The following is a 13237-nucleotide window of genomic DNA, read 5'->3' on the forward strand; positions in this document are numbered from 1 at the left end:
TTCTTTATATTATTTTATCTAGCACAACAGGTTAATTTAGAAATCCTGCACTATATAATTTTTTTTTGAATTACTTTCCTGTTTTATTTTCTTTTTTCGATGAAAACTATAATTCAGGAGGTGATTCCATGAAAAACTCATCAAAGAAACTGCTTACCAGCGCCGACTGGGACATCGACATCCAGGCCTGCTCCGCCACCGACTGTACCGGCCTGATCCCCGCCCTTCCGGAGACCGATGCGGAATTCGAGCACTATCAGGACCTCTACCACTACCTGCCGGATACCCCGGATCGGGCTGAATACAATTCCGACAAAGCAAGATCCTGAACCAGCGCTTTGATCCACATGATCCCTTGAAAGCATTTTGCCCGACCGCCAGTGCCTGAATACCGATCATCTGCAGGCATCTGGCTCATAAATCACCACGAAAGAAGTATGTAAAGTTATGTTAACCGAATCCATCTACCGATCATGCACCCTCTGTCCAAGGGAATGTCATGCCGACCGAACAACATCCACCGGCTTCTGCGGCGCCGGGCACGAGCTCCGCGCCGCCAGGGCCGCCCTGCATATGTGGGAAGAACCCTGCATCAGCGGCACCACCGGAAGCGGAACCGTCTTCTTCTCCGGCTGTACGTTACGCTGCGTCTTCTGCCAGAACTTCCAGCTGAGTCACGAAAACTACGGAAAAACCATCTCCGTCTCCCGCCTCGCCGATATCTTCCTGGAACTCCAGGAAAAAGGCGCCGCAAACATCAACCTCGTGACCGGGACCCAGTTCGCTCCATCTATCGTCCGCGCCCTGGATCTCGCGAAGCCGAAGCTTCAGATCCCTGTCGTCTTTAACTGCGGCGGCTACGAAAAGCTTGAAACGATCCGTGATCTCGCAGACTACGTCGATATCTGGCTTCCAGACCTCAAATACATGGACAGCGGTCTCGCCAAGAAATACTCCGCCGCCCCGGACTATTTCGAGAAAGCTTCCGCCGCCATAAAAGAAATGATCCGCCTCACCGGCGGACTTTCCTGGAATAAAAGGAATCCATCAATGCTGGACCGCGGCGTCATCATCCGTCACATGGTTCTTCCGGGCGCAAAAGAGGACTCGATCCGCCTCCTGCACTGGATCAGGGAAAATCTCCCGGATCACCAGTATCTTATCAGCATCATGAGCCAGTATACGCCGTTCTACAGGAGCACCGAATATCCGGAGATCAACCGGCGGATCACCTCCTATGAGTACAACAAAGTCGTTGACACCGCGATTGACCTCGGTCTCACGGAAGGGTTTATGCAGGAAAGAAGCAGCGCGAAAGAAGAATATACGCCACCGTTTGACTGTGAAGGGCTTTAATACAGATTAATAAGCCTGCCCGGTTACAGACCTGCACCTGGTTCGTACAGACAGTTTGCTACTCTCCCCCCAAAAGCAAGTGGCAGCAATTCTTTTCTGCGCATAAAAAGTGGGTACCGAATCAATTTTCTTGTTTCGATACCCACCTTAATGTTCTGCGTTATCCAATGGATCTTACCTCGTTTTCATTAGATTTTTTTCTATATGAAGTTTTCCTTTTTCACTCCGCCGGCTTTTTCCGAAATCTTATCTTTCTTTTCGTTCTCATATCGATTATTGTATTTCTCTTTTTGATACTTTCTCGTCATATCTTGAAGGATTTCAAATAATCTTTTTTTCGATTAATTACCCGGTTTTGTGTTTTTCCTTTGTTCCGGATTTTTCAAATTTGAAAAATGGAACGAGACTTATGTGTTCGGTGGACTGTACCTCCTTTACTTAGATTTTTTTAAGTACGAACCTTTTCATCTTCTTTGCTTTGTTCTCTCTTTCTTTTTGTTGTCTTCATTATATTCGATATCTTCTCATTTGTCAATATGTTTTTAGAAAAAATATTTTTTGTTTTATTGTTATTAGTTTATTGTTCTATTGTATATAATTATTCAAATAATTATATTATTTCGCAAAAGAAATTCACTCTCTTTTTCCATCCTTCTCCCATCCGCAATGACCTTTCTATATGGCTTCTACAGCTTTCTTCTTTCTCCGCACCCGCGAAACAGGACAGCAAAGGCGATGGAGATCCCAGCTATCATGAGAAACAGATCCGAATACACCCCAAAGGCCGCCGACACCTTCTCCCAGGAGTCCCCAGCAATCCTCCCGGCATAGACGAGGACCGTGTTCCACAGAAGACTTCCCGCCGCCGTAAAGACAAGAAACGGCACAAACTGCATCCTGGCAATCCCTGCAGGGATGGAGATCAGGCTGCGGACGATGGGGATCAGCCTGCACAGGAACACCGCCGATCTCCCGCGTTCCCTGAACCATCCTTTCGCGAGATCCACATCTTCCAGGCGGAAGTGAAGCAGATGTCCGATCTGTCCGCAGAGCAGTTTCCGGAACACCTCATCCGGCAGAAACCGTCCCACGCTGTATAGAATGACAGCCCCCGCCAGCGATCCGGCAGTGGAAAACAGGATCACACCGACGGGCGTCATGTCCGTGCAGACCGTCATGACGCCCCCAAAGGTCAGGATCACCTCCGACGGGATCGGAGGAAAGAGATTTTCAACTAAAATAAGGAGGAACACAGCAAGATTGCCGTATTCCCCCATCAATTCCAGTACCAGCTCCCGCATACAGACACCCCCGCTTTACCATGGGTATAATATATGCAGCATCCAGTCTGTTTTATTCACTTTTCCCGAATCCATTCATCTGCAGATTCAGCTTTTATATTAACCGTTATACTTCTTACTCTGCTCCGCAATCAGCGCCGCATCGTCAAAGTAGTTGATCTTCATAGCCGCACGCATCTCCTTTAATGTCTGTGCAGCCACGCGCTCTGCCTTCTCGCTTCCGCTCTTTAAGATCTCGTATACAGCCGGGATGTCCTGCTCCCATCTCTTTCTTCTCTCGCGGATCGGACGGAGCTCCTCCTCAAGCACACGGTTCAAGAACTTCTTGACCTTTACATCGCCAAGTCCACCGCGTTTGTAGTGCTCTTTCACCTCGTCGAGGTTCTTGTAATCCGGCCAGAACTCTGCGAAGTATTCGTCCTTGCAGAATGCGTCCAGATATGTGAAGACGGTATTTCCCTCAACCTGTCCCGGATCGCTTACCTTTAAGTGGTTCGGATCTGTGTACATGGACATGACTTTCTTCTTTACGTCCTCCTCTGTATCGGAAAGGTAGATGCAGTTTCCTAAGGATTTGCTCATCTTTGCCTTTCCGTCGGTGCCCGGAAGACGGCGGCATGCGTTATTGCTCGGAAGAAGAATATCCGGCATAACAAGAGTATCTGTATTGTATACCGTATTGAATTTGTGAACGATCTCTCTTGTCTGCTCAACCATCGGCATCTGGTCCTCACCAGCCGGAACCACGTTTGCCTTGAAGGCTGTGATATCTGCTGCCTGGCTGATCGGGTAGGTGAAGAAGCCTACCGGGATGCTGGCCTCAAAATTTCTCATCTGGATCTCGCTCTTTACGGTTGGGTTTCTCTGTAATCTGGAAACCGTAACGATGTCCATATAGTAAGCGGTCATCTCGTAGAGCTCCGGCACCATGGACTGGATAAAGATCGTGGATTTTTCCGGATCAAGACCTGCAGACAGGTAATCGAGCGCAACCTCCAGAATATTCTGGCGGACCTTCTCCGGGTTATCCGCATTGTCTGTGAGCGCCTGGGAGTCAGCAATCATGATATAGATATCGCTATACTCTCCGGAATTCTGAAGCTCTACTCTTCTTCTAAGAGATCCTACATAATGTCCTACATGAAGACGACCTGTCGGACGGTCTCCTGTTAAAATAATCTTTCCCACAACAATATTCCTTTCTCTCCTGTGATGTCAGGTTTCTGTGATACCGGCGGCTCCACGACTGCAGTCCCATTTCGATCTCCAGAAATCCTGTCGGCTGACCCCAAGTTTCAGGCTACAGCCGGTGGATGAAAATTCCGCTTCGCAGTTTCGGTTCAAACCAGGTCGATTTCGGCGGCATCAGAAGCCCCGCGTCCGCAACAGACAGCAGTTCTTCCATCGATGTCGGATACATGGAAAAGGCGATCTTCATGTCCGCCTCACAGCGGCGCTCCAGTTCTTTCACGCCGCGAATCCCGCCCACAAAGTCGATGCGCTTATCCGTTCTCGGGTCTCCGATTCCAAGCACCGGAGCCAGGAATTTCTCCTGGAGCACGGACACGTCAAGTCCCTTCACCGGATCATCCGGTCGGACTCCCGCCTTTAATTTCAGATCATACCATGTTCCTCCGAGGTACATGCCGACCTCACCGCGTTCCTTCGGCTCCACAGCTTCCTTTAAAGGTCCGGAGACCTCAAAAAGCTTCGAAGCTTCCTTTAAGAGCTCCTCCTCCGAGTGTCCGTTCAGATCCCACACTACACGGTTATACGGCAGGATCGTCAGTTCATCCTCTGAGAACAGTACGGAGAGGAAGTAGTTGAACGGGGCGTCCTTCGGCGCGTCCGGGTGTTCCGCCCTGCGCTTTAAGGCAACCTTCACGGCAGAAGCCGCGCGGTGATGACCGTCTGCGATATATGTCGCCGGGAGCTTTTCAAATTCCTCCCGGATCTCTTTTATCATATCACCGGATCCGATTTTCCATACCCGGTGTCTGATTCCATCCTCTGAGATAAAATTATAAAGCGGATTCTCCTCTTTTGCAAGTGCAACCAGTTCTTTTAAGCGTTTTACCGGGCGATATGCGAGAAAAATCGGTCCGGACTGGGCGTCCATCACATCGATATGGCGGATCCGGTCCAGTTCCTTCTCCTCTCTCGTGTTCTCGTGCTTCTTGATCACGCCGTTTACATAGTCATCTACGCTTGAGCATGCCACGATTCCTGTCTGGGGATGATCGTTCATCGTGAGTTCATAGAGATAGTAGGTCTCATTCGGATCTTCCACATAGTTTCCGTTCTTCACCCATTGTTCGAAAAGATCCTTTGCGTGGGCATAGACCTCCGGCGCGTACATGTCCGCCGTGTCCGGGAATCCCGTCTCCGGGCGGTCGATGGCGAGGAAGGAAAGCGGATGGGACTTCACCTCTCGCTTTGCCTCCTCCCTGTTGTATACATCATACGGAAGTGCCGCGATCTCTGCCGCATGTTCTGCTGCCGGGCGCACGCATGAAAACGGTCTCACTACTGCCATGCCTGTTACCTCCCCATATTATTTTATCCTGCCTCTATATTACACTCAATTCTCTATAAACGCAATTCATCCATGACGATTTTTCGTACATGGATGAATTACAATTACATTTCACAGCTGCCATCTTCTTATGCAGCCGTATTATTCTCTTTTCGACTATATTTTTTAGCCCTTGATCACACGGACCTTATACATTCCGCTGATCTTTTCAAGGTGGGCAACCGCCTCCTCTTTCACCGGATTCTCCAGATCAAGAAGCGTGTACGCATACTTGTCGCGGCTCTTGTTCGTCATATTGGCGATATTGATTCCCTCAGCAGCCAGGATCGACGTGATCTGTCCGATCATGTTCGGAATATTCGCGTGGAGCAGGCCGATTCTTCCTGCCACCTGACAGATTCCCATGTCGCACGCCGGATAGTTTACAGAGTTCTTGATATTACCATTTTCTAAGTAATCCTTTAACTCATCCGCAGCCATCACCGCGCAGTTGTCCTCGGATTCCTCCGTGGATGCGCCAAGATGCGGTGTAGCGATCACGCCTTCCATTGCAGAAGTCTTCGCGTTCGGGAAGTCGGTGATGTATTTCTTCACCTTTCCGCACTTTAACGCCTCTGCCATATCATCATCATTTACAAGCAGGTCTCTCGCGTAGTTTAAGATCACGACGCCGTCCTTCATCTGGTCAAAAGCATCCTTGTTGATCATTTCCTTCGTGGAATCAAGAAGCGGCACATGGACAGTGATGTAATCACAGTCTTTGTAGATCGTGTTCACGTCCATGATATGTTTTACGGAGCGAGACAGCATCCATGCGGCGTTGACGGAGATAAACGGGTCATACCCGTAAACTTCCATTCCGAGAGCCGCGGCAGCGTTTGCGACCTCACAGCCGATCGCACCGAGACCGATGACGCCGAGCTTCTTGCCCTTGATCTCGTTTCCTGCAAAGGCCTTTTTGCTCTTCTCCATCTTCTTCGCAATGTCCTCTTCCCCGGCATGTTCCCTGCACCACCCGATACCACCGACAACGTCTCTGGATGTCAGGAACAGGCCTGCGAGAACAAGCTCCTTTACACCGTTCTTATTTGCGCCCGGTGTATTGAATACGACGATGCCTTTCTTCGCACACTCGTCGAGCGGGATATTGTTGACTCCGGCTCCGGCTCTGGCGACGGCCTCGAGTCCAGCCGGGAATTCTGTCTCGTGGAGAGACGCGCTGCGGACCAGGATTCCTTCCGCATCCTTAATATCATCTACAAGTTTATAGTCTCCCGTGAGGCGGTCTGTGCCATAGTGGGAGATCTGATTTAAACAACAAATATTTCTCATGATTTTTCCTCTGATATTTTCATCCGGCAGTCTTACGCGTCCGCGTGTTCCGCCTCAAATTTCTTCATAAATTCTACAAGCTTCACAACACCCTCCTCCGGCATTGCGTTGTAGATGCTGGCTCTCATGCCGCCGACGGTACGGTGTCCTTTTAAGTTCACGAATCCGGCTGCCTCCGCCTCTTTTACGAACAGGGCATCCAGATCTTTATCACCTGTAACGAATGGCACATTCATGATGGAACGGTCCTCTTTGCGGACAGTTCCGTGGAAAAGCTTGCTCTCGTCCAGGTAATCATAGAGGAGCTTTGCCTTTCTCTCGTTTCTCTCCTTCATAGCTTCCAGTCCGCCCTGCTTCTTCAGCCATTTGAAGACCTTGCCACAGATATAGATTCCGTAACACGGCGGAGTGTTGTAGAGGGATCCGGCCTTCGCCTGGACATCGTAGCGCATGATCGTCGGTGTCTCCGGAAGAACATCCTCGCGGATCAGGTCCTCACGGATGATCACGATAACAACACCTGCCGGTCCGATGTTTTTCTGGACACCGCCATAGATCACACCGTATTTTGATACATCCATCGGTTCAGAGAGGAAACAGGAGGACACATCGGAGACGAGTGTTTTTCCCTTTGTGTTCGGGAGTGTATGGAATTTTGTTCCGTAGATCGTATTATTCTCGCAGATATAAACATAGTCAGCATTCTCATCGACCGGAAGATCGGAACAGTCCGGAATATAGCTGAAGGTCTCGTCTTCGCTGGACGCGATGGCATTTGCGGTTCCGTAAAGCTTTGCTTCCTTCCATGCCTTCTTTGCCCACTGTCCGGTGATAATATAATCGCCGACACGGTTCTTGAACAGGTTCAACGGTACTGCAGCGAACTGCTGGTGAGCGCCGCCCTGTAAAAACAGGACTTTGTAGTTATCCGGAATCTTTAAGAGGTCTCGGATGTCCTGCTCTGCTGTCTGGATGATCTCCTCGAACGCTTTTGAGCGGTGGCTCATCTCCATGACGGACATTCCGGTTCCATTGTAATCAAGCATCTCGGCTGCTGCTTCTTTTAAGACTTCTTCCGGCAGCACGGCCGGACCTGCGGAAAAGTTGTAGACTCTGCTCATAGTTTTATTCCCCTCTCTCTGATTGCTCTATGATCGGTCCTTTCAGGAATGACCACACATTCAGCCTTTGTCTCTCGATCCGGCGCCGTACTTTACTCTGTCTCTTCTCTACCAGTGTAACGCGACGCCTTAGGATGATTTGACATATATCCTAACACAAGTGCCCGGGCAAATCAATGATAAATTTTTGATTTGCCCCGAATTATGCAAACTTTTTTTCATTTTTGGTAATTTTTTTTAAAATATATGACTGCTGTCGGCAATTTCTTCCGGATTTCTATAAAAAGAATGTGCCTTGGCACATTCTCGCGCCTCGCACGGTCGCTTGCGACAATCTATATCTTCTCGCGAGTGTGCATCTTGGACACGTTAGTGCCTTTTTATGTAACAGGGAATTTCCTGTTACATAAAAAAGGCAGAACACATGAACTCATGTATTCTGCCAGTCTCGTTCTGCTTTATTTTATCAGATTCTATCACAGATCAGATTTCCCATCTCAGTGGTTCCAACCTGCTTTTTGCCCTCGTCCATGATATCGACGGTACGGTAGCCCTCTGCGAGGACCTTTCTGACCGCATCCTCGATAGCATCTGCTTCCTTGTCAAGGTCGAAGGAGAAGCGGAGCATCATAGCTGCGGAGAGGATCGTCGCGATCGGATTTGCGATGTCTTTTCCTGCGATATCCGGTGCGGAACCATGGCTCGGCTCGTAGAGACCAAATTTGCTCTCATTTAAGCTTGCGGAGGACAGCATACCGATGGAACCGGTGATCATGCTCGCCTCGTCGGATAAGATATCGCCAAACATGTTCTCTGTTAAGATCACATCGAACTGGCGCGGGTTCATAACGAGCTGCATTGCGCAGTTGTCGACCAGCATATTTTCAAGAGTGACTTCCGGGTAGTCCTTTGCGACTTCCGCAACAACTTTTCTCCAGAGTCTGGAGGAATCGAGAACGTTTGCCTTATCGACACTTGTTACTTTCTTCTTTCTCTTCATGGCGATCTCGAATGCCTTGATCGCTACGCGGCGGATCTCCTTCTCGCTGTAAACGAGAGTATCTGTCGCCTGCTCAACACCGTTTACGGTCTCTGTGTGGCGCTCACCGAAGTAAAGGCCTCCGGTCAGCTCGCGGACGATGACCATGTCGAAGCCGTCACCGATGATCTCCTGTTTTAACGGGCATGCGCCTGCAAGATCATTGTAGAGGTATGCCGGGCGGATATTTGCGAAGAGATTTAATCCTTTACGGATCGCAAGAAGTCCTGCCTCCGGTCTTAAGTTCGGGGCAACATCGTACCAGCGGGAGTTGCCGACATTTCCACCGACTGCACCGAGAAGAACAGCGTCACTCTTCTTTGCGGTCTCCAGCGCCTCGTCTGTCAGCGGCACACCGTAGGTGTCGATGGAGATTCCACCCATGAGGACCTCTTCATAGTTGAATTTATGACCGTATTTCTGACCTGTTTTATCTAAAACTTTCTTTGCTTCTCTCACGATTTCCGGACCGATCCCGTCACCGGAGATCGTTGCAATTCTATATTCCATGCCTTTTTCCTCCATATCCCGCCTGAAAATTCACGAAATGCTGCCGTCATTTCCATATTTTTCGGGTATTTTACTTTTCATATTTGTACCGGACTAATTCCTTTTCTGTCCGATTATCTCTTTGTAATCATACTCTAATTTTTCTTAATTTTCAACAAATTGGAGAAATTACTGGCATATATGTTTTCTATTATTTATATGAATCACAGTTATACTTTAGCAGGGTTCACTCTCACTGCTTCTCTTCATGATAAAAGGCACATCACCCGGAACCAATGTTTATTCCATGGCATGTGCCTTTTTCGTTACTGTTCACGCTTTGCGCAAACAGTAACTGATTTTGCCGATGCTTCGCATTCCGAATCGGCAAAATCCACTACCACCACTGTATTGTACGGAATTTTCAGTTCAGAAAATTCCTACCCTTGTACAGTAACCCTTTTTCTTCTCAGAATTTTTCTTACTCGTGGTACATCTCCGGTCTTCTATCGCGGAAGAGTCCCCATGAGAATCTCTCGCGCTCCAGCTCATCCAGATCGAACTCCGCTGTGATCACGCCCTCGCTGTCGCGGTCCATGGACCGGAGCACTTCGCCGGCACCGTCCGTGATGAAGGAAGAGCCATAGAATTTCAGGGCTGATTTCTGGTTTCCGTTTGCCTCACATGGCGTTACCTCTTCCAGTCCCACACGGTTTGCCGCGATCACCGGCATCAGGTTCGACGCAGAATGGCCCTGCATGCAGCGTCTCCAGTGGGGCATGCTGTCCACAGAGAGGATCGGCTCGCTGCCGATGGCTGTCGGGTAGAATAAGAGCTCTGCGCCCTTTACCGCCATAAATCTCGCGGTCTCCGGGAACCACTGGTCCCAGCAGATACCCACGCCGATGGTGCCATAGCGGGTCTTAAATGCCTTAAACCCCGTATCTCCCGGTGTGAAGTAGAATTTCTCCTGATAATAGTGGTCATCCGGGATATGGGTCTTCCGGTAGATTCCAAGATTTGTTCCATCTGCGTCAAGGATCGCAACAGTGTTGAACAGGCGCTTTCCGTCCTTCTCGTAGAAGCTGATTGGAAGAACGACTTTGAGCTCCTCCGCCACCTTCGCGAAGTGTTTTACCGCGTCGTTCTCCTCCACCGGCTTTGCAAACTCATAGTATTCGTACTGGCGCTCCTGGCAGAAATACTGGCGCTCAAAGAGCTCCGGGAGCAGGATGATCTGTGCGCCGTCCATCGCCGCTTCTCTCACGAGTTTCTCTGCGTTCGCGATATTTTCATTTACATTTTCTGTGCAGCGCATCTGTACCGCTGCAACTTTTACCTTTCGCATTTTGTATTTCCTCCTATCGTATCTTTCCTATCTTCCCTGCGGGATCTGCTGTGTGATACAGTGGATATTTCCGCCGCCGAGCAGAATATCCCGGGCCGGGATCGGGCAGATCTTTCTTTTCGGGAACACTTTTCCGAGGATCTCCACCGCCGTCTTATCATGCTCATCCCCAAACTGCGGCACGATCACTCCGCCGTTTGAGATATAGAAGTTTACATAACTTGCCGCCAGCCGTTCCCCGACTTCTCTCGTGTCCTCGCCGTCCTCAAACTCATAACCGCCGAGTTCTTCCTCCGTCACACAGATCGGTGTCTTTGGGATTGGAAGCTTGTGGACTTTGATTTTTCTTCCCATAGCATCCGTCTCATGTTCTAAAATATCCAGACAGCTCTTCGACATGGCATACTGGGGATCCTTCTCATCATCGGTCCAGCCTAAGACCACCTCGCCCGGGCGCACGAACGCGCAGATGTTGTCCACATGTTCATTCGTCTCGTCATTGTAGATTCCATGTTCCAGCCAGATCACCTTTTTAGCCCCGAGGTAAGCACAGAGCTTCTTTTCGATCTCGTCCTTTGTGAGCTTCGGATTTCTTCCTCCGCTCAGGAGGCACGCTGCCGTCACAAGAACCGTCCCCTCTCCGTCAGAATGGATCGAACCGCCTTCCAGAACGAAGGGGTGGGCCTCGTAGCAGTCATAGCCAAGCTCCCCACAGACTTTTTCCGCCACAAGATCGTCCTTCTCCCAGTGGGCGTAAAGTCCGTCCACGGTTCCACCCCAGGCGTTGAACTCCCAGTCAATGCCACGGACAGTGCCTTCCCCGTTCACCACAAAGGTCGGTGCCACATCCCGCGCCCAGGCATCGTCGGACTCCATCCGGATCACGTGGATCCCGTGTCCCGGATTCCCGGATAACATCTCGCGGGCATTCTCCTCCACATCCGGCTCCGCCAGCATAAAGACCTCCTCGCTCTCGGCGATGGCCCATGCCACGCGCTTAAATGCCTCTCTCGCTTTTTTCGCGCCGTAGTTCCAGCTTCCCGGACGCTTCGGCCAGATCATGATGCAGCCTCTGTGAGGTTCAAATTCGCCCGGCATGCGGAATCCATCCGCTGCCGGTATCGTGTGAAGTTTGTTCATTCTTCAGTTCCTTTCCTGACTTATCTTCATTAACTACTAATTATACTGATCTATCTCATGTCCATCTTCCTGCTATTCGCCCCGGAAGCCGCTCTCACTTCCAGGTTTCTTACCGCCACTTTTTTATATAACCGCCTTTTTCCTGGTCACAAGGCGGAGGGCAGCCACAATCCATATTACACGGCGGCGGACAGTCACATCTTCCTCCCGGCTCACATGGAGGCGGGCAGGGACAAAACGGCGGCTTTGGCGGCGGTGGCGGGCCTGGCTTCGGAGGTTTCGGCGGCTTATCCTTCTTCTCCTCAACCCGGACCAGAATGATATCATCTCCAATCTGGCAGATGTCCCCAAAAGGGATCACAAATTCTTTTTCCCGTCCCAGGAAACCGCAGACACAGCCCGGTCCCGGCACGATGATCGCCAGAATCCTGCCTGTACACGGATCGACATCCAGATCACCCACAAAGCCTAAACGTTTGCAGTCGCAGACGTTGATCACTTCCCGTCTCTTCAATTCGCTCATCCGCATGGCATCATCTCCCGAATCGAAACATTTTATGTATCCCATCAACAGCATCCTTATCGCGCAGACTGCCGTTCATGAGTCATACTCTCTACATATAGTTTATGTTCCCATTCTTGTCCCTGAGATGAGTATCCGGCATTATTTTTCATTATGATTTCGTAATTGTTCAGTCTCCTCACAGTTACATGAATTCTTTGAAATTTTACAGTTCAAGATTCTCCGGCAGTTTGCCCACCGTTTTCAGGATCTTCGCCGCATTTCTCCACAGCATATCCTCTTTCTCACTGTCCGTGAAGCTGCTGTCCTTGATCCTCGCGATTGCGGCTTTCTGGCTGCCATAAGGAAAATCGCAGCCGTAGAGCACCCGCTTTGTGCCGAACTGCCGGACGATCTTCTCGAACTCTCCGGCTTCCTCCAGCTCCGCGCTCATGGCCGTATCGATAAATACATTTTCCGGCAGATTTTCAAGATTCTCATTGGGATTTTTCATCATGCAGAAGCTTCCCATATGGGCCATGATGATCGGGATATCCGGGGCATATTTTAAGATCTTCCGGATTCCCGACGGGTAAAGGTCATAGGGGCGCACGATCCTCGCTGTCCCCATGTGGATCAGCACCGGAAATCCCAACTCATTGATCTTTCTCCACATCTCCTCATACTTTGGATCTTCCAGATGGACCTTCTGAAACGGCGGATGGAACTTGATCCCAGCCATCTCCATGTCCTTCAGCTTTTCCAGCTCCTCGATCACATTCTCACAGTCCGGATGGAGTCCCCCGAATGGGATAATATTCTTTCTTGCCGCTTCCTTCGCGAACCGGTTCACCTCCCCCTGATTCTGTGGTTTCGATACCACCGGCAGGTTCACGGAGAGATCCACTCCCGCCTCCCGCATCCGCGCCAGCAGATTTTCCCTGATCGGAAGCTTCTTAAAATCATCATTTTCATGCCCGGTGACCTCCATGGCCCGTCTCGCTAGGGCAACCGGATAGATATGGGTGTGAATGTCAATGATCCTGCAATTCATCTATTCTTCTCCAGTTCTT

General features: G+C 50.0%; 12 protein-coding genes. 2 read left to right on the forward strand and 10 right to left on the reverse strand.

Annotation, left to right across the window (positions count from 1 at the left end; translation table 11 throughout):
- Window positions 1-128: 128 nt before the first annotated feature.
- Complete coding sequence (locus DWY93_RS12865; protein ID WP_015553651.1) at window positions 129-329, forward strand: hypothetical protein; 201 nt, start codon at window positions 129-131, stop codon at window positions 327-329.
- 118 nt (window positions 330-447) lie between these two features.
- Window positions 448-1356, forward strand: a complete 909-nt coding sequence (locus DWY93_RS12870) for a radical SAM protein (protein WP_117470395.1) — start codon at window positions 448-450, stop codon at window positions 1354-1356.
- Window positions 1357-2042: 686 nt separating this feature from the next.
- Here DWY93_RS12870 and DWY93_RS12875 read toward each other — a convergent pair.
- From DWY93_RS12875 to DWY93_RS12925, 10 genes are all read right to left on the reverse strand, one after another.
- Complete coding sequence (locus DWY93_RS12875) at window positions 2043-2657, reverse strand: DedA family protein (protein ID WP_015553654.1); 615 nt, start codon at window positions 2655-2657, stop codon at window positions 2043-2045.
- A 99-nt stretch (window positions 2658-2756) separates the two neighbouring features.
- Window positions 2757-3845, reverse strand: a complete 1089-nt coding sequence (gene trpS / locus DWY93_RS12880) for a tryptophan--tRNA ligase (RefSeq protein ID WP_117470394.1) — start codon at window positions 3843-3845, stop codon at window positions 2757-2759.
- Window positions 3846-3957: 112 nt separating this feature from the next.
- Window positions 3958-5193, reverse strand: a complete 1236-nt coding sequence (locus DWY93_RS12885) for a DUF1015 family protein (RefSeq protein WP_117470393.1) — start codon at window positions 5191-5193, stop codon at window positions 3958-3960.
- Between the two features lie 165 nt (window positions 5194-5358).
- A complete protein-coding gene (locus DWY93_RS12890) occupies window positions 5359-6525 on the reverse strand; it encodes a phosphoglycerate dehydrogenase (RefSeq protein WP_117470392.1) in 1167 nt (388 codons plus the stop codon).
- 32 nt (window positions 6526-6557) lie between these two features.
- The gene (gene serC, locus DWY93_RS12895; protein ID WP_117470391.1) at window positions 6558-7646 is read right to left on the reverse strand and encodes a 3-phosphoserine/phosphohydroxythreonine transaminase; all 1089 of its coding nucleotides are present in this window, start codon (window positions 7644-7646) and stop codon (window positions 6558-6560) included.
- 466 nt (window positions 7647-8112) lie between these two features.
- The gene (gene leuB / locus DWY93_RS12900) at window positions 8113-9195 is read right to left on the reverse strand and encodes a 3-isopropylmalate dehydrogenase (RefSeq protein ID WP_117470390.1); all 1083 of its coding nucleotides are present in this window, start codon (window positions 9193-9195) and stop codon (window positions 8113-8115) included.
- A 460-nt stretch (window positions 9196-9655) separates the two neighbouring features.
- Window positions 9656-10522 (reverse strand): N-carbamoylputrescine amidase, encoded by an 867-nt coding sequence (gene aguB / locus DWY93_RS12905; protein ID WP_117470389.1) that lies wholly within the window; start codon window positions 10520-10522, stop codon window positions 9656-9658.
- A gap of 27 nt (window positions 10523-10549) precedes the next feature.
- Window positions 10550-11662: an agmatine deiminase gene (aguA, locus tag DWY93_RS12910; protein ID WP_117470388.1), complete on the reverse strand. Its 1113-nt coding sequence runs from the start codon at window positions 11660-11662 to the stop codon at window positions 10550-10552.
- Window positions 11663-11771: 109 nt separating this feature from the next.
- The gene (locus tag DWY93_RS17885; RefSeq protein WP_347466178.1) at window positions 11772-12185 is read right to left on the reverse strand and encodes a YlmC/YmxH family sporulation protein; all 414 of its coding nucleotides are present in this window, start codon (window positions 12183-12185) and stop codon (window positions 11772-11774) included.
- 205 nt (window positions 12186-12390) lie between these two features.
- A complete protein-coding gene (locus DWY93_RS12925; protein ID WP_117470387.1) occupies window positions 12391-13218 on the reverse strand; it encodes an amidohydrolase family protein in 828 nt (275 codons plus the stop codon).
- Between the last annotated feature and the right edge of the window lie 19 nt (window positions 13219-13237).

Origin of the sequence: Clostridium sp. AF28-12, assembly GCF_003435225.1 — a bacterium.
GTDB lineage: Bacteria > Bacillota > Clostridia > Lachnospirales > Lachnospiraceae > Pilosibacter > Pilosibacter fragilis.

Excerpts from the sequence above, each read along its gene's own strand:
- DWY93_RS12865 (WP_015553651.1), top strand. The coding sequence starts at position 129 with ATGAAAAACTCATCAAAGAAACTGCTTACCAGCGCCGACTGGGACATC.
- DWY93_RS12870 (WP_117470395.1), top strand. The coding sequence starts at position 448 with ATGTTAACCGAATCCATCTACCGATCATGCACCCTCTGTCCAAGGGAA.
- DWY93_RS12875 (WP_015553654.1), bottom strand. The coding sequence starts at position 2,657 with ATGCGGGAGCTGGTACTGGAATTGATGGGGGAATACGGCAATCTTGCT.
- DWY93_RS12885 (WP_117470393.1), bottom strand. The coding sequence starts at position 5,193 with ATGGCAGTAGTGAGACCGTTTTCATGCGTGCGCCCGGCAGCAGAACAT.
- DWY93_RS12890 (WP_117470392.1), bottom strand. The coding sequence starts at position 6,525 with ATGAGAAATATTTGTTGTTTAAATCAGATCTCCCACTATGGCACAGAC.
- serC (WP_117470391.1), bottom strand. The coding sequence starts at position 7,646 with ATGAGCAGAGTCTACAACTTTTCCGCAGGTCCGGCCGTGCTGCCGGAA.
- leuB (WP_117470390.1), bottom strand. The coding sequence starts at position 9,195 with ATGGAATATAGAATTGCAACGATCTCCGGTGACGGGATCGGTCCGGAA.
- aguB (WP_117470389.1), bottom strand. The coding sequence starts at position 10,522 with ATGCGAAAGGTAAAAGTTGCAGCGGTACAGATGCGCTGCACAGAAAAT.
- aguA (WP_117470388.1), bottom strand. The coding sequence starts at position 11,662 with ATGAACAAACTTCACACGATACCGGCAGCGGATGGATTCCGCATGCCG.
- DWY93_RS17885 (WP_347466178.1), bottom strand. The coding sequence starts at position 12,185 with ATGAGCGAATTGAAGAGACGGGAAGTGATCAACGTCTGCGACTGCAAA.
- DWY93_RS12925 (WP_117470387.1), bottom strand. The coding sequence starts at position 13,218 with ATGAATTGCAGGATCATTGACATTCACACCCATATCTATCCGGTTGCC.